Here is a 16,448-nt window from a genome sequence, read left to right as displayed (position 1 = left end):
ACTGTACATCTATCATTTGATAAGAAAAAAATCATAGAGTGCTAAGTTCTAAACTGGTATTCTTTCAGGCCTTCTTCCTTGCTGCCAGTGTTGTTAGTAAAACTGCTACTAGAATAATTAACCCTTGGATTACCATTTGCGGGTATGACGCAACACCAGTAAGGTTCAGTATATTTCGAATAATCCCGATTAAAAAAGCTCCAAGAACAGCATTTAGAGCAAAGCCCTTACCGCCTATGAGTGAAGCTCCCCCTACCACCACGGCAGCGATTGCGTCAAGTTCATACCCTTGTCCATATAAGGCACTGCCTGTACTTAATCTTGCTGTCGTCATCAATCCGCCAAGCCCTGCTAATGCACCACTAATGGCATATGCAATCACAATATCTCTGTTGATTGGTGCGCCGGCCAATCTTGCAGCCTCTGAATTTCCACCGATTGCATAAAGCCTTCTTCCAAATGTCGTCATCTTCAGTATGAAGATAAATATACCTAGGGTTAAAAAGAGAATGATGATAGGAGTGTAAATTCCTCCAACTTCTGTCTTACCCGCCAAAATGGCTAGAAATGTGTTGTTTTCTATCGTAACTAAAGATCCCACCTGGAAAATATACGCCAATCCTCTATAAATCGTTAATGTTGCAAGTGTCACAACAAAAGGAGTTATTTTACCATAAGTGACGGCTAGACCATTTCCTAATCCTGCAATTGCCATAAGCGCCATTACTAAAATGATGGTTAAAATAGGATCAAACCCCGCCCCTAGAAGTGAGGCAGATAACACACTGGCTAGAGCTGCAATCGAACCCACTGACAGGTCAATTCCCCCGGTTATTACAACCATCAATTGTCCTAATGCTAAAATAGAAATAACTGAGTTCTGAAGAAGAATGTTACTCAAATTATCGAATGTTAGGAACTTAGACGATAAAAACGAGCAGAAAATAACAAGTAAACACAGAAAAATAAATAAATAGTTTTTTATAAACACTTTCAAAAATGAATATTTTGATTTAAAGACCGGCGCACTTAATGTTTCATAATTTGCCTTCAATCCATTCACCCCTTATAGCATATATTGGATTACATTTTCCTCAGAGCTTTCCTCGTGTGAAAGCTGTTTTACTATTTTTCCTCTCGCCATAACTAACACCCGGTCACACATGAGAACTTCAGGAAGTTCAGAGGAAATAACTATCACAGAACCTCCCTCCTTAACAAATTGATTGATAAGGTTATAAATTTCAGCTTTCGCTCCCACGTCAATTCCCCGTGTTGGCTCATCAAAAATGAGAATTTTAACATTCTTAAATAACCAGCGTGCAATAATCAATTTTTGCTGATTTCCGCCACTCAGAGTTCTTGTTTCCTGAGATAAACCGCTTACACGGACCTGAAGTTTTTTAACTAACTTATTTCCATCTTCTTGCTCTTTTCTTCTATTAATTACTCCTAATTTTGAAAAGTTATCCAGGCCGGAAATTGTCATATTCTCCAGGGCAGACATCCCTAGCACCAAACCCTGGTGTTTGCGGTCTTCCGGTAATAACGCAATCCCTTGCCTTATGGCATCCCGAGGAGACTTTACATGAAATGGTTTACCAAATAGCTCCATCTTTGCTATACAACGATCTGCCCCAAAAATGGCCCTGACCAATTCGGTCCTTCCACTTCCGACCAGTCCTGCAATCCCTAAAACTTCGCCTTCGAATAAGTCAAAATTTATATCCCTCAGAAGCTTAGGAGTATTTAAATCACTGACCGATAAAACTTTTCTTTTCTTGTTAGCGATCGATCCCATCCGCATTTTTAAAACATCACGGCCAACCATTAATTTGATTAATTGGTCACGATCCAAATCTTTAGTATCTTTCGTGGAAACAACCTGACCATCCTTAAGAACGGTTACTCGGTCTGAGATTTGAAAAACTTCTGGAAGTCGATGTGATATGTATACAATCCCTAGGCCTTCACTACGCAATTTAAGTACTAAATCAATGAGTCGATCAACATCCTGATTGGCAAGTGGGGCAGTTGGTTCATCTAAGATGACCACTTTTGCCTTCTTATGAAGAGCCTTGGCTATTTCCACAATTTGTTGTTTAGCAATTCCAAGATCTCCAACACGCTGGTCTACATCCATTTTGAAACCCATTTCTTCCAAAACAGCTTGAGCGTTTTTCCTCATCTTTGACCAATCAACTACACCAGGAAACTTTTGAGGATAATCTCCAATAAAAATATTTTCCGCAACCGTTAATTCAGAGACTAAACTTAACTCCTGGTGTATTATCGCGATGCCAAGTTTTTGAGCTACATCTGGTTTAGTGATGTTAACAGCTTCACCTTCAAAGACAATTTCTCCCGCATCCTGCTTATAAATTCCCGATAAAATCTTCATCATCGTAGATTTACCAGCACCATTTTCCCCACAAAGAGCGATTATTTCGCCTTTACGAATCGAAAAGTCAACATTACTTAGTGCCTTTACGCCTGGAAAATTTTTTCCTATACCACGCATTTCTAAAAGTACTTCATGAGAGTCTGTCATGTTAATCCCCCCCTTATTTACTTACTTGCTCTAAGTTTTTTTCCAAGAGCCTTAAAGGATGTTGTAGACCTTCCTTCCTTTAAGATCGGATATACCGTCGTGATCTTATCGAAGGTTTCATTTCCTTTAATCATCTTGATTAAAGTATTCGCGATTGTCTGACCCATTTCAAATAGCGGTAAGGACATGGTAGTTAAGGTGGGATTCATAAACTGCGAAATCTCGATCCCATCAAAACCGATCACGGAAATGTCATCAGGGACGCTTTTCTTTAAATCGGTACATGATTGGATTACATGTGCGGCCGCCAAATCGTTATAGGTTGTAATAGCAGTCACCTGTTTCTTGACCAGCTGCTCTGTAATTTGATGGACGCCTTTGTTATCAGCCTCTACCTGCATGATTAAATCTCTTTCTAATGGAATATTAAATTCCTGCAAAGCCTTCTTATAGCCTTCTAATCTCTGGATACTACTGTAAGCACGTGGGGGACCGACAATGATTCCAATTTTAGTATGGCCCTGTTCTATCAAATACTTGGTTGCCGTGTAGCCTCCATAATTTGCATCAACAACGACGCAAGCAGCTCCATCTGTGTCAACATCACGGTTCAAAAGTACAACCGGTGATATCTTAGGGATCATCCTCCTCAGGTTCGCTTCATCGAGTCTCGGGCTGCAAAGGATCATTCCATCCACATTGTAGTTTTGAGATAGCTGAATGAACGAGTTTTCTAATCCAGCATCCTCTTCTGTCGTCATGAGGAAAACATTCAGTTTATTTGATCGAAGTGTTCGTTCGATACCGCGTACTATTTCTCCGAAGAACGGATTTGCAATATCCGGCAGCAACACAGCGACCATATTCGTTTGTCTTGTTACCATACTTCTTGCTTGAAGGCTGGGCAGAAAACCGTGTTTCTCTATAATACGTTGAACATGGTTTCGGGTAGCTACGTTCACCTCCGGCTTATTGTTTAATACTCTGGAAATCGTTTGACGTGAAACACCAGCCATCTCTGCAATGTCATTAATCGTTAATTTCTTTCCCATAGCATCAATTCCTTTTTTGTGAGCGTTATCATAAATTTAAATCATAAAACCTTACACAATAGCATTACAGGATGCTGATTAATGTGAACGCTCACAATGGGTATGGAATTAAATTAACACTAAACATTTGGAAGTGTCAATACGATTTTTTATAATATTTTATTTTTTATAAATTTTTAAAAAACATATTGACTTTCCCCTGGTATATCACATAAGGTTAAATTGTGAACGTTCACATTAAGCGGAATTCATCTTTTATAAAATGCAATTTTCAGTTGGAATTGACAAAATGAATGGAGGAATTAGTGATGACAGTTGGAGTTCTAGCTACAGAATTTGAAAAAAGGTTGGCACGTACAAGGGAACAAATGAAGAAGCAGGGTATCGACGTTCTCTTCGTATATAGTGATGAGTACCACCCAGGATATTCTTTCTATTACACAAATTTCCGTACAATTAACTGTATTGAAGAATCTGCACATGCCCTTTTTATTCCCTTAGAAGGTGAAATCCAAGCTTTCTTAGGAAACCTAAACCGTTTCGCTGCAAAACGTTTCTCTTGGATTAAGAATGTTAATAACATTTATGAAATGGAAGCGCTTTTACCGAAATATGTGAGCGAGCTTCCATATGAAGTCAAAACAGTTGGTGTAGTTGGTGAAGAATTATTCCCGATCTCTTTATACCGTGAGATGGAAAAAGCGTTTGTTAAAGATGGCATTAACATTGTAGATGCAGGTCATATTGTCGTACAGGAAAGACTATATAAGAGTAAAGCTGAATTAGATTTAATCCGTAAGGCAGGAAAATTAGCTGATGACAGTATCCTAGCTGCGCTTGAAAAACTGGAAGTTGGAAAAACAGAGATTGAACTATCTGCAATCGGTGAATATGTAACACGTTCCCGCGGCGGTGAAATTGGTTCTGCTTACTTAGTAGTATCAGGTCCTGACCATACTAATCTACCGACTTGGAGACCAATGGAGCGTAAAATTGAACGTGGAGAGTATGTATGGTTCGATTTTAATCCTATGGTGGAGGGATACTGTTCCGATACCGGTATTACAGTCGCCATGGAGGGTGCTTCAGCTGAACAGATTAGAATCATGAATTTCGCCTATGATACAAATCAACGTATGGTTGAATTCATAAAACCAGGAATGACAGGTAAACAATTGTTCCAGGAAACCCTTCGCATCTGTGAAAATGCTGGTTTAGCTGACTACTTCCTTCCATATACAAAAGGAATGAGAGCAATTGGCCATGGAGTTGGTCTAGAAGTAGTAGAAACACCAGACTTAGGACCTAACAGCGATTTCATTTTCGAACCGAATATGTGTTTTGGAATTAAATTCGACCTTCACGGATTCCCATTTGGCGGTGTTCGAGTTGAACCTACAGTAATCATTACTGAAAATGGTGCAGAGCCAGTGAATGATCTCAGAGGAATGAAAGCTAAATACGAATCTAACTTTAAATAAAGTTATCAATTTAATCAAATTGTGGACTGTCTATTGGTTGCTACATAAAATTGGTAGACTCTACCTCATATATACTTATGAATATGAGTCCATCCCCAAACAATTGTTATGTCTGAATTGATGAGCAATCATTCTTTCACAATTAGATTGCCACTTACCTATCAGTGAAAAAAATATAGAAACTATTTCTACTTCTAAAATAAGGAACAAGAAGCAGCAAGCACTCATTCAAAAGTACTTGGCTGCTTTTTTCCCTCGTTTAACTATGAAAATCTAAGGAGGTTTATTGTATGACAGTATTAACGTTTCAATCCTCCCCTGCTGAGGAAGCTGTTTGGACCGAAAAAAAAGCCAGAGCCATGGAAGAGCAATTAGATTTGCTTGATCAACTGCTGAAACCAGATGTACAGCACTCTTTGACCATGCTCGTAGAAAACTTGCCGAAACTAACAGAGATGGTTAACACTCTCACAAAAACCTATGATGTGGCACAGTCCGTCCTTACTGATCGCCTGTTGGTTGATGATTTCGTTACAGGTATCCAGGCATTCGTAAAACCGGTAGAAGGTAAAGTGAAGCAATATGCAGCTGCGGCTATTGAAGCAAATGACCGCGCAGATGATAACACGGAAGCGACAATAGGTGTATTTGGTTTGATAAAAATGCTCAAGGACCCACAGGTGCAGAAAATGTTGCGCTTTGGACAGGCCTATTTAAATATCCTGGCTGAAAAACAAAAGGAACAGTAAAAACGATAAGTTTCGATTAAGTGTGAACGGAGGATTGATTATGCAGAAAAAAATTATAATTTTAGGCGGCGGCTACGGTGGCTTACTGAGTGCTTTAACTGTCCGTCAATATTTAGGAATGAATGAGGCTTCTATTACGCTCGTGAACCGGTTTCCTACCCATCAAATCATTACAGAACTACACCGTTTAGCAGCGGGTTATTTGTCTGAAAAGGCAGTTGCCCTACCATTGGAAAAGCTGTTAAAAGGCAAAGATATTGAGTTAAAGATTGCTAATGTCGAAAAGATTTCCCCTGATCACAACCAGATTACGCTTGGGGATGGTACAAGTATCAGTTATGATTACCTAGTTGTCGCGCTAGGTAGTGAAACAGCCTACTTTGGTATACCAGGTTTACAAGAACATAGCTTCATTCTTAAGTCAGTGGATGATGCCAATCGTCTACGTTATCATATTGAAGCCCGTATCCGCGAATATAGCAAAACACAAAACAAAAGTGATGCCACTTTCGTTGTTGGAGGCGGCGGTCTGACTGGTATTGAACTTGCTGGTGAAATTGCTGATCTATTGCCTGAATTGTGCCGAAAATACGCTGTCGATATTAATGATGTTTCTATGTATTGTGTCGAGGCAGCCCCGACTATTTTGCCAGGATTCCCGGCTGAATTGGTAGAACGTGCCCAAACAAGCTTATCCGCTCGCGGTGTAGAGTTCATCACCGGTACACCTGTTACACAAATGGAACAAGCTATAGTTCATTTGAAGGATGGTCGAAGCATTGAAACAAACACAATGGTATGGACTGGTGGTGTCCAGGGTAATGCTGTTGTGGCCAATTCAGGAATTGAAGTGAATCGCGGCCGTGCGATGGTGGACGAATTTCTACAATCTTTATCCCATAAAGGCGTGTTTGTAGCAGGTGATAGTGCAGTTGTTATGGGGCCTGAAGGACGCCCTTATCCACCTACAGCACAATTGGCGTGGCAAATGGGGGAAGCAATCGGATTTAATATCTCCGCTGCTATTAAAGGAGGAACAATGGAACAGTTTGTACCGGTATTCTCTGGTACACTGGGTAGTCTTGGCCGAAAAGACGCAATTGGTACAATCGGTGAAAACAAAACCCAACTGAAAGGTTTGCCTGCAATACTAATGAAGGAAGCAGGTAATGTTCGTTATCTTTCTCATATCAAAGGTCTATTTAGTTTGGCTTATTGATTAACTGTATGGAATAAAAACAAAAACACCACTTTTTTAGTGGTAAAATTATTAACATATAGATTAAAGTCAATATTTTAGACAAAGTTAAGTTCTTCTTTGTAATCTTGATACCCAAAGTGGCTTGGGATGGAGCCTCTGAGAGCCTGATGTTTTGCGAAAGAGACATGAGGGATTGTAGTCCTTTCACCATACAGACATCCTATCACGCTCCACTCTTCAAATAAAGCCTTTCTTCCCTCTTTTAAAGGCTTATGCTGAAATCCTAACCTAATCATCTCTTCTGAAACTTTAAATGAAAAGCCTAGTTATCGTGATGTCTATAAAAAAAGGCATTGCTTAGTAATAGCAGTTTGTTTCTACGAATGGAAACGACATGATGATAAAACGAAAACTCCAATGCGTATTAAACTTAAATCTGATGACATGTTTGCGATGGCTAATCAATGGGAACATTTGAAGTCGCCTTTTCTAATAAATGTTGCAATTCCTCACCCCTTCCTGATAATCCTATTTCAAGGACAAATTTCCAATACCATCAGCGCTAAGAAACATAACCTCCGTGTTCAGTATGGGAACGGGTGTGACCTTCTCGTCATTGCTGCCTGACTATGAACTTGAAGTCTTATTCTCTTAGAACTATATAATGTACAAGAGTTTGTTTGAATGCCTTCACCTTGTCCATATAAAATATGGCTTAGTTAAGTCCTCGATGGATCGATTAGTATCAGTCAGCACACCACATGTACCCAACTTCCACCTCTTACCTATCAACCTGATCATCTGGTATCTTACTAGCTTGACGCTATGGGAAATCTCATCTTGAGGAGGGCTTCATGCTTAGACCTTTCAACACTTATCCCGTCCGCTACCCACCGCACTTATGGTAGGTTAATCCTAATTCTGATTGTAGCAAAAGCCTCAAGTATATATTTAAGACCTCTAATATCCGGAAAAAGTTTTACTGATTCCTCGTATTTCCATCAGTGATGAGTAATTGCAGTTAATTTTCTCCCTCCACGACAGAACCCACTTGGATATTTTCAATTAGAAAAACTAACCGATCTAGTTGAATTTCCTTTTTTTAAGATAGGATATACCATTGTGAGTCTTTCAAAGGGTTCATTTCCTTTAATCATTTTCACCAAAGTATTAGCAATTGTCTCTCCCATTTCAAAAAGCGGTAATGACATTGTTGTTAAAGTTGGATTCGTAAAATTCGATATAGCTATTCCATCAAAACCGATTATTGATATATCTTCAGGCACTTTCAAATTCAAATCTGTACATGCTTGAATGACATGTGCGGCCGCTAAATCGTTATAGGTCGTAATCGAAGTAACGTTTTTCTTTATCAATTGCTCCGTCATTTTATGGATGTCTTTATTATCGACTTCTACTTGAATGATCAAATCTTTGTCTAAAGGAATACCAAAGTCCTCCAGAGCCTTCTTATATCCTTCCAATCTTTGAATACTACTGTAAGCTCGCGAGGGACCTACAATTATTCCAATTTTGGAATGTCCTTGTTCAATTAAGAATTTGGTTGCTGCATACCCGCCATAATGCGCATCCACAACGACGCAAGCCACTCCATCTGTGTCAACATCACGGTTCAAAAGTACAACCGGTGATATTCCAGGTATCAATTTCCTTAGGTTCGCATCGTCAAGTCTTGGACTGCATAAGATCATTCCATCCACATTGTAATTCTTTGACAGTTGAATAAACGAATTTTCTAGTTCCACATCCTCTTCTGTCGTCATGAGAAAGACATTTAGGCTATTTTCTCGAAGAGTACGTTCAATCCCACGTACAATTTCCGCAAAAAACGGATTTGAAATATCAGGTAGTAATAAAGCAATCATATTGGTTTTTCTTGTAACCATACTTCTTGCTTGAAGACTCGGTTGGAATCCATGTTCCTCAATAATTCGCAGTACTTGTTTTCGTGTGGCTTCATTCACCTCTGGTTTATTATTTAAAACTCTGGAAATTGTTTGGCGTGATACACCAGCCATTTTTGCAATATCCATAATCGTTAGCTTTTTTTTCATTTCATATCATATCCTTCTTTTGTGAACGCTTGCATCAGTTTAACAATTAAGTTAACAGTTACTCTATCAAGCTGTCAATACAGTTTTTCAAAAATAAATTTTCTCGAAATTATATATACTAAACCTTGATACATGACATAATGTTTAATTCATCACTTGCTTTACATATTGTAGAGGCTGGTCATATCGTGGTACAGGATGACTATATACAAGTAAGGCTGAATTAGATTTAATCAGACTAGAAGTCAATTACTACCCGATGACAGTATTCTGACTGTGCTTAAACAACTGCCAGTCGGAAAAACAGAAATAGAACAATCAACAATCGGTGAGTATGTAACGCATTCCCGCGGCGGCGAAATCGGATCCGCTTACTTAGTAGTTCCGGGCCTGGTCATACCAATCTTCCAACATGGAGACCAATGCAGCGTAAAAATAATATATGCGATAGTAACAATTTACAATTGGACTCGTTTAATTCGGTGCATGTGTTAAATTTCGATAACGCTGTTATGAGTGATAACCGGAGAGAAGGATGTGATAAATATGCTCAAATCAAAATGGATAAGAATTGCCCTCCCGCTTATGTTTGGATTGTTTGTAGCTTACCTGGACAGATCTAATTTATCTGTAGGGATACAGGGAATGTCTAAAGACCTTGGCTTCTCACGATCTAACTTTTCAGTCACATCCAGCTGGGCATTAAGTTCTTTTTTTATTGGTTATGGCTTTGCGAACTTTTTTGGTGGTATTTTAACCTATAGAATGAATCCTAAAACGGTTGTAATCGTCGTGTATGCATTATTTTCAATTGCTACGCTTTTAACCTGCTGGGTAAATTCAGTAGAACTTTTAATCTTCTTCCGCCTCATTCTCGGAATTGGAGAGGGTATTTACTGGCCGCAACAATCTCGATTTGCGGAAGCGTGGTTTACTAAAAAAGAACTAACTGTAGCTAATACTATCATTCAGCACTATGGTCAATTTTTATCCCTTGGTTTAGGGTTTTTGATACTTATACCTATAAATTCAGCGTTTGGTTGGAAACCACTTTTTTTTATTCTAGGAGCCGCAGGACTGGTTATTATTGTACCTCTTTATTTATGGCTGCTCAAAAAAGAGCCTGAGGGAGTTCAAGCCAAGCCCAAAGAGGAACAAAGTTCCCAAGAAAGGTTGACCTTTCATTCTTTAGGTGGTTCTCGCTTTCTATTGTTGATAGGTGCTCACTTAGGTCAAAATATGCTTTTTTGGGGGATTACTCTTTGGATCCCTCTAGCGGTCAATTCCCTAGGTTTTAATGATGGTCTAACACAGGGATTCGTCAGTGGATTGCCTTACATGGCTGCAGTGATTTTAACTATTCCGATGTCCGTAATCAGTGATCGAACTGGAAAACGTGTCTTAATTGCGACTGTAGGTTTAATCATCTCCGGTATTTTATTGGTTTTCCTCCCAGAGGTCAATAGCCCTGTGGGAAAGATAATACTAATTACGCTATCCTTAGGAATTCTCATTAGCACTTACACAGTAAACATTTGGGCTATCATTCAATCTAGTGTGTCTCGAAGCTATGTTGGTCCCGTCATCGGAATTGTTAACGGAATTGGAGTAGGACTCGGGGGAACAATTTCGAGTTTTATTGTCGGTCTTTTGTTTAAACATACTGGATCTTACATTCCTGGTTTTACAGTTATTAGCTTCATAGCAATTCTTAGTGGGTTTATACTGTACCTTTATGGTCGAACGATTAGTCCAAAAAATTCAGGGATTAAAGATGACAATCAGGTTGTATCATAAACCAAAGATCTTAAAGTACCTTGTGTAACAGTTTAAGGACTTGTGGTTTCAGACTGATGACAAACCCCAGGTCAAAAATAAGTTTTGAATTAGGGATTTCTGTTTTTTTAAAATAAGCCTGTGGGGTATAGCTTCTTCCATATCCAACAGGACATTTTATTTAAATTTAAGCCGGAAAGGTTCGGGTGACCTTCCGGCTGGAAGGTCAAAAGGCTTGCGCTGTTTTACGATTCGGAAGGTAAAATGGAAAAATAAACAACAAAAGCAGCCGTTTCGGCTGCTCTCCTTTTGTCTCTTATTCTTTTGATCTTTCAATTTTTGATTTTCCGGTTTTCAACTCGTTCGGATTGGCGGCGTAAGCCGTAAATGGAACAGGAACATACGGAATGTAGGCGTGAGCCGTACAAACCGTGGTTATCGGTCCATTTAATGCCGAAGCGACACGTACGGACTGATCAGAAAGGATGTTTTTCCTTTCTGATCAGTCCGTAGTGCTGCCGCCCAAAGTAGTTCTGTTTGCTTTTAACCTTAGGATAATAAAGTCCTTTTTTTCTTAAGAAAAATCGCAGCCTTAAGGCTGCATGACTGGCAAAAATCTGCAGGGGGATGTAGGATATCAAAAATTTTTGTAACATACTCCTCGAACTATAAGAACAAATGTTCCTATTATATATAGAAGAGGGGGAATTTTTAATGAATAGAGATCATAAAGATCGTGGTATGAAGAAATGGAATGGCTTTTTCATGCCCGAAACCATAAAAATGTTGAATGATCTTTGGGAGGATGATCATAAAACTCCTAGACCACATCTCAATGAAACAAAATAGAAGAGATGGAACGGCTATTATCTGAAAGCATGGACACCAAAATGCTATTAGAAATTACGACATGGACAAACGGTTTTTTTACTTCACGCGTTGGCTTTGTAACAAAAATTGATCCTCTAAATAAAAGAATTCAAATTCAGGATGAACTTAAATCCACCATCAATCTTGATTTCTTTTCCTTAACCAATGTAATAGTCAAATAAATACTTACCATAAAAAGGCCAAATTTTACATTATTGCGCTTTAACGACAGGATTTTTTTTACATTCATAGAAATACATAGAAGACAAGTCATTATACGAGGGGGATTTGAATGGAGTTTTCAGTTCTCGTTTCAGGGTTGCAATATTTCTTGTTGATTATGGGTGGATGCTTGATTTTTTTCATCCTAGTGTTATTTTTCTCCAATAGATACACAAGGAGTAAATTAAATCAAATGGAACAAAACGAAAAAATGAATGAAATACAATGAATGACACGGTGAACAGTTTTCAGTGTTTCCGCTAGTTAAAATATTTTAGCCCTTCCAGCAAAATGTGGAGTACATACGCTTAAGCTGAGAAGGGCTGTTATATGGACGAGTGCAATCATAACAAATAATATCGACAATTAGAGGGTAATCATTTCAAGCGTTTCCCATTTCATATCTTAAAATTTCAGCGAATGAACGGTGTCGTAAAAGTCGTTTCTAAATATCGAAGTATTAATTCCCAATAAAAAACTGGATAGCGATTTAATCGATCCAGTACGTATTATTGATATGAAGTTTTTCTTATTATTCTCCTTCACCCATTTTCCACATATTTAACGAACATTTAAGTATTTTATTATAAGGACAATCTACATCTGTCCCTAGTATCGGCCCCACCTACGCCAGATACGCTGACGGCCACGCGTGCCATCCAACCCACTATTTATTATAATAGAAAACGCTTACATTTTCAAATTTAAATTGAATTTTCAGAAAAATTTTCTTATAGTTATATATTTACTGTTAATTTAAATGGGCAAAATCCTCCCTTTATCTTCTCTGGAAAAACCGAATTATTGTCCAAAAAAGGAATCCATTCATTTAAAATTGAGTATATATGACGTTTTCATTCACATCATGCACAACCAAAATCTTGTAATTTTTATGTGCCACAACGGTTCTATTTCCTTCAAATTTCAATTCCGTCTTATTTTCGGTTATATTCACAATGACTGAATTTTCATTTACCTTCTCAACAATCCCTTTGATTGCTTTCTTAAAAAGAATATGATTTCCCACTTCTGCTATTTCTTTTGCCTTGAATATCATTTTTCCCCTCCACAGAAAAGTACAGTTAGCCTATTACTTTTTCTTTCTTACATGATTTCCTTATGAACTCTTGCTCTCTTCGTTTGATGTATATCTATTTGTAATTTTTTCTTAAATAAAGTGAAAAGGGTCATCATTCTTTTCTTCCATTTTAGTTGCTTTTCATATTTAGACCCGTATAAATATTGATTAAAAAGATAATAGCCTGCCTCCTTAATCACGATCGATAGGACGATAAACAGAACAAAAACAATAATCCAAATCCACATGTATTAATCCCCTTTTGATAATGCAACCTATTGGCAAAATATCAAAAATGACGAACCCATTATGATGATATTAATTACGATTCTTTCAAACTAGCTTTTATAAGTATTTTACCAAAACTATGGATATTGAGATAGATAGAATGTAGGTTTTATTTTGAATTGCGAAATAATTGAAGAAAAAGTGTGGAATATCGTCTTTTACTTTAACTTGTGTATTCTCATCCTTACCAAACAGTAAACCGTATATGAAATCCCTGGTTTATTCACAAAAAGTTCACCGACTCATTCACAATACAATATGAAGAAAAAAACAGCTTGGAAACCCAAGCTACATTGCTGTTAACAGCTCCTACCTTATTCCTTTTTCGTTCGTTTCTTCTCCTGTTCGCAATACGTTTCGACTGTAGATTTACTCCAATAGGGGGTACCTGCAAGTTCAACATCCGCTTTCGGTATTTTTCCTCGACTGTAATACACATTTAATTTCCGTTTATCATAATTCAAGCCATGTTCTGATAAGAAATCAGCAAACTGCTTTTGATTAAAATAATCATCGGGCGTTTCTCGAAGAATGGAATGGGTAGGTTTTTGAATTAAATACGTATCTTCTTGAAAGAACTGGGTCACTAATTCTAACGCGAGTTCAAGCCAATCATTCTCTAAATGGTGATACAACAATCCGATATTAAAACTTTCCTGTTCAGGAGCTTCAAAAAACCAAGCTAATTTGAGGAATACAGCTTCAACATCTGTTAATCCTTTCATTGCTTCTTCCACCAATAAGATGTTCTCATAAGCTTTTAACTTACTTTTAAATTTCGGAAACGTTTCAATGATTCGTTTAGTGGAGCGTTTCATCCTATCCCCTCCTATTGACTAAGTCAACACAATCATAAAATAAAATGTTGACTTAGTCAACATCAAAACAGTCAATATATTGTTTTTTAGTTGCATTCATGCGCAGAATAGATGCAGCCGCCTTATTGGGGGCAATGCCTAAATAAGAGGAAATTATACAAAATAAGAAAAAACAAAGAAGAAGGTTCTCTCCTTTGAATCTACATTTTACCTTCAGCTTTCATCCTGTAATATTCAGCGTTGGCATTACTTTTATTTAGTCTTTACTTTTTTTGAAGTTCTAAAAGTTTATCTATGAATCTATTTAGATGATACTTTCAACATAAATTCATTAACATCATTTTTCTGGGCCTTCAAATACTACATCTGCATTAATTGCCTCAAAATGCTTACTTGGCAAACTGAATCTTTGCTTGTTCCTCTGGTCGTAGAAAGGCTTCAACATCTGTTCCTTTTGTTTATTAAACAATGTATAGTTTTTCTTCTCTGTCTCTGTTAATAACGTTACTTTATTTCAGTGTTTAACATCTCTTTCAATGAAACTAAACTCATAATGAATTGTTATAAAAATACCATTTTATAGGAACAGTTCTTTGTCATTTGTATAAATTTTTTTAAAAGTGTACAAAAACCGTACCGTTCCTATGTTACATCCCTTCATACACCGCTATTTTATTGACACGATTTTCGTGCCTACCACCTTCAAAGGGGGTTCTTAACCATATTTTTGCAATTTCGCGAGCTAAGCCTGGACCGATGACACGCTCTCCCATTGCTAATATATTCGAATTGTTATGCTCCCTTGTTGCCTTAGCACTAAACGTATCGTGCACCAGTGCACAGCGTATTCCCTTTACTTTGTTTGCCGAAATACTCATTCCAATTCCCGTGCCACAAATTAAGATACCTCGTTCTACTTCACCACTTGCTACCTTTTCCGCAACAGGAATAGCATAATCAGGATAATCAACAGAGGTGTCACAATCACACCCTAAATCTAAGTACTCAATTTTCATCTCTTCTAGCAATGAGATGATCTCATTACGAATATTTATACCACCATGATCAGATGCAATCGCTACTTTCATTTTACTTCCCTCCAACAGTCCATTGACGTTAATCTTCTTTCTTCTCCTCTGAACAATCCTGACACATTCCATACCACGTTTTAACGCCTTCTGTGCTTTCAACAATATCAATTACTTCTTCACACACTTGACATATAATCGTACCTTGTTTTTCAACTAGCTTCTCGCCCATCATTCGTTCCCCCTTAACTTTTGTTAAATAAAAACTTATCTCCACGCAACAATAAAGGGATATACTTTTTCTAACCTAAAAGCTTTTCTAGTAATCTATATTTATCCTGCTTATCCGCTATCTCGGAATTTACGTAGCCCAGTTCTTTATGAATCATTTTATTTCCTTTCATTCCAACAGCTAGACCCGAATATCCATTCATCAACAGTTCCACTGACTTAACGCCCATATTACTAGCTAATACCCGATCAAATGCGGATGCATTTCCCCCTCTTTGGATGAACCCTAATGAGGTAGTTCTTACACTAATGTTTAACTTCTTTTCAATGTAGTGCTGCAAGTCCTGCAAATCATACATTCTTTCTGTAACGATGACGAGGTTATCATTTTTTCCACTACTCATTCTTAAACGTAATTTTGAACAGATGGAATATAAATCTAATGGTTTTTCTGGAGTAGAGATGATTTCTCCTCCACCTGCTAAAGCAGAATATAAAGCTAAATCGCCGCAATATCTTCCCATCACTTCGACAATAGTTGTTTTATCATGAGAATAATCAGTATCTTTAATTTTACCGATACACTCCAATACCGTATTTAAAGTGGTATCGAATCCAATTGAATAATCTGTATAAGCTAAATCATTGTCAATTGTTCCAGGTATTCCAACCACTTTAATACCTAGTTCATGTAATTTTTCGGCTCCTTTTAAAGATCCTTCCCCACCTATGACAATCAAGGAATCTATATCCAAATTTTTTAATATAGTAAGAGCCTTTTTTCGTCCTGTTTCCTCCATGAATTCTAAGGATCTTGACGTTTTTAATATCGTTCCACCTCTATTAGCAATACCTTCTACCTCTTGGGAAGTTAGTCGATGAATTTTACCATCAATTAAACCTTGGAATCCACACTGTATCCCCATTACGTCCACATGAAAGTGACCTGCTGCTTTTACTACTGCCCTTATAGCGGCATTCATTCCCGGGGCATCTCCACCACTTGTTAGGACCCCTATTTTTTGCAT

The 16,448-nt window shown here is 37.7% G+C and carries 17 protein-coding genes, 1 rRNA gene, 1 pseudogene and 1 other annotated feature; of the genes and pseudogenes, 8 read left to right on the top strand and 11 right to left on the bottom strand.

From position 1 onward, the window contains the following. Positions 1 to 64: 64 nt before the first annotated feature. From QF028_RS01665 to QF028_RS01655, 3 genes are read right to left on the bottom strand one after another with little or no spacing between them, the layout of a single operon-like run. Positions 65 to 1,054: an ABC transporter permease gene (locus tag QF028_RS01665; protein WP_429463649.1), complete on the bottom strand. Its 990-nt coding sequence runs from the start codon at positions 1,052 to 1,054 to the stop codon at positions 65 to 67. Positions 1,055 to 1,066: 12 nt separating this feature from the next. After that, positions 1,067 to 2,551 carry a sugar ABC transporter ATP-binding protein gene (locus QF028_RS01660; RefSeq protein WP_429463647.1) on the bottom strand — a complete coding sequence of 495 codons (1,485 nt, stop codon included), beginning with the start codon at positions 2,549 to 2,551 and terminating at the stop codon, positions 1,067 to 1,069. A gap of 17 nt (positions 2,552 to 2,568) precedes the next feature. Then, complete coding sequence (locus QF028_RS01655; RefSeq protein WP_429463646.1) at positions 2,569 to 3,603, bottom strand: LacI family DNA-binding transcriptional regulator; 1,035 nt, start codon at positions 3,601 to 3,603, stop codon at positions 2,569 to 2,571. Between the two features lie 308 nt (positions 3,604 to 3,911). Between QF028_RS01655 and QF028_RS01650 the strand changes: the two genes are divergently transcribed. The 4 genes and pseudogenes from QF028_RS01650 to QF028_RS01635 form a co-directional block, all read left to right on the top strand. Beyond that, a complete protein-coding gene (locus QF028_RS01650; RefSeq protein WP_429463644.1) occupies positions 3,912 to 5,084 on the top strand; it encodes a M24 family metallopeptidase in 1,173 nt (390 codons plus the stop codon). A 290-nt stretch (positions 5,085 to 5,374) separates the two neighbouring features. Continuing rightward, a complete protein-coding gene (locus tag QF028_RS01645; RefSeq protein WP_429463643.1) occupies positions 5,375 to 5,833 on the top strand; it encodes a DUF1641 domain-containing protein in 459 nt (152 codons plus the stop codon). 40 nt (positions 5,834 to 5,873) lie between these two features. Then, the gene (locus QF028_RS01640) at positions 5,874 to 7,052 is read left to right on the top strand and encodes an NAD(P)/FAD-dependent oxidoreductase (protein ID WP_429463641.1); all 1,179 of its coding nucleotides are present in this window, start codon (positions 5,874 to 5,876) and stop codon (positions 7,050 to 7,052) included. 273 nt (positions 7,053 to 7,325) lie between these two features. Beyond that, a pseudogene (locus tag QF028_RS01635) lies at positions 7,326 to 7,505 on the top strand (SOS response-associated peptidase family protein); the annotation flags it as partial. Positions 7,506 to 7,530: 25 nt separating this feature from the next. Here QF028_RS01635 and rrf read toward each other — a convergent pair. Together rrf and QF028_RS01625 are read right to left on the bottom strand one after the other, a co-directional pair. After that, a 5S ribosomal RNA gene (gene rrf / locus QF028_RS01630) occupies positions 7,531 to 7,661 on the bottom strand. Between the two features lie 104 nt (positions 7,662 to 7,765). Beyond that, positions 7,766 to 8,003 (bottom strand) — a sequence feature (23S ribosomal RNA rRNA prediction is too short). A gap of 92 nt (positions 8,004 to 8,095) precedes the next feature. Then, entirely contained in the window at positions 8,096 to 9,109 is a 1,014-nt protein-coding gene (locus QF028_RS01625) for a LacI family DNA-binding transcriptional regulator (RefSeq protein WP_429463640.1), read from the bottom strand. Between the two features lie 546 nt (positions 9,110 to 9,655). Between QF028_RS01625 and QF028_RS01620 the strand changes: the two genes are divergently transcribed. From QF028_RS01620 to QF028_RS01605, 4 genes are all read left to right on the top strand, one after another. Then, positions 9,656 to 10,906, top strand: coding sequence for an MFS transporter (locus tag QF028_RS01620; RefSeq protein WP_429463637.1), 1,251 nt, complete (start codon positions 9,656 to 9,658; stop codon positions 10,904 to 10,906). A gap of 693 nt (positions 10,907 to 11,599) precedes the next feature. Next, positions 11,600 to 11,734 (top strand): hypothetical protein, encoded by a 135-nt coding sequence (locus QF028_RS01615; RefSeq protein ID WP_429463635.1) that lies wholly within the window; start codon positions 11,600 to 11,602, stop codon positions 11,732 to 11,734. 5 nt (positions 11,735 to 11,739) lie between these two features. After that, on the top strand, positions 11,740 to 11,937 hold the full coding sequence (locus QF028_RS01610; RefSeq protein ID WP_429463632.1) for a YolD-like family protein: 198 nt from the start codon (positions 11,740 to 11,742) through the stop codon (positions 11,935 to 11,937). A gap of 110 nt (positions 11,938 to 12,047) precedes the next feature. Beyond that, on the top strand, positions 12,048 to 12,206 hold the full coding sequence (locus tag QF028_RS01605; RefSeq protein ID WP_429463630.1) for a hypothetical protein: 159 nt from the start codon (positions 12,048 to 12,050) through the stop codon (positions 12,204 to 12,206). A 600-nt stretch (positions 12,207 to 12,806) separates the two neighbouring features. Here QF028_RS01605 and QF028_RS01600 read toward each other — a convergent pair. The 6 genes from QF028_RS01600 to pfkA all read right to left on the bottom strand — a co-directional run bounded on the left by QF028_RS01600 (position 12,807) and on the right by pfkA (position 16,448). Then, on the bottom strand, positions 12,807 to 13,034 hold the full coding sequence (locus QF028_RS01600) for a DUF2187 family protein (RefSeq protein ID WP_088090879.1): 228 nt from the start codon (positions 13,032 to 13,034) through the stop codon (positions 12,807 to 12,809). Between the two features lie 47 nt (positions 13,035 to 13,081). Next, on the bottom strand, positions 13,082 to 13,303 hold the full coding sequence (locus tag QF028_RS01595; RefSeq protein WP_168244597.1) for a hypothetical protein: 222 nt from the start codon (positions 13,301 to 13,303) through the stop codon (positions 13,082 to 13,084). A 354-nt stretch (positions 13,304 to 13,657) separates the two neighbouring features. Continuing rightward, positions 13,658 to 14,161 (bottom strand): hypothetical protein, encoded by a 504-nt coding sequence (locus QF028_RS01590; protein WP_214718304.1) that lies wholly within the window; start codon positions 14,159 to 14,161, stop codon positions 13,658 to 13,660. 647 nt (positions 14,162 to 14,808) lie between these two features. After that, positions 14,809 to 15,249 carry a ribose 5-phosphate isomerase B gene (rpiB, locus tag QF028_RS01585; RefSeq protein ID WP_429463627.1) on the bottom strand — a complete coding sequence of 147 codons (441 nt, stop codon included), beginning with the start codon at positions 15,247 to 15,249 and terminating at the stop codon, positions 14,809 to 14,811. A 28-nt stretch (positions 15,250 to 15,277) separates the two neighbouring features. Then, on the bottom strand, positions 15,278 to 15,424 hold the full coding sequence (locus tag QF028_RS01580) for a GapA-binding peptide SR1P (protein ID WP_429463625.1): 147 nt from the start codon (positions 15,422 to 15,424) through the stop codon (positions 15,278 to 15,280). 67 nt (positions 15,425 to 15,491) lie between these two features. After that, the gene (pfkA, locus tag QF028_RS01575) at positions 15,492 to 16,448 is read right to left on the bottom strand and encodes a 6-phosphofructokinase (RefSeq protein WP_429463623.1); all 957 of its coding nucleotides are present in this window, start codon (positions 16,446 to 16,448) and stop codon (positions 15,492 to 15,494) included.

The organism is Neobacillus sp. B4I6, from assembly GCF_050434045.1.
Lineage (GTDB): Bacteria > Bacillota > Bacilli > Bacillales > Cytobacillaceae > Neobacillus.
This window is presented reverse-complemented; position numbering and strand designations above follow the sequence as displayed.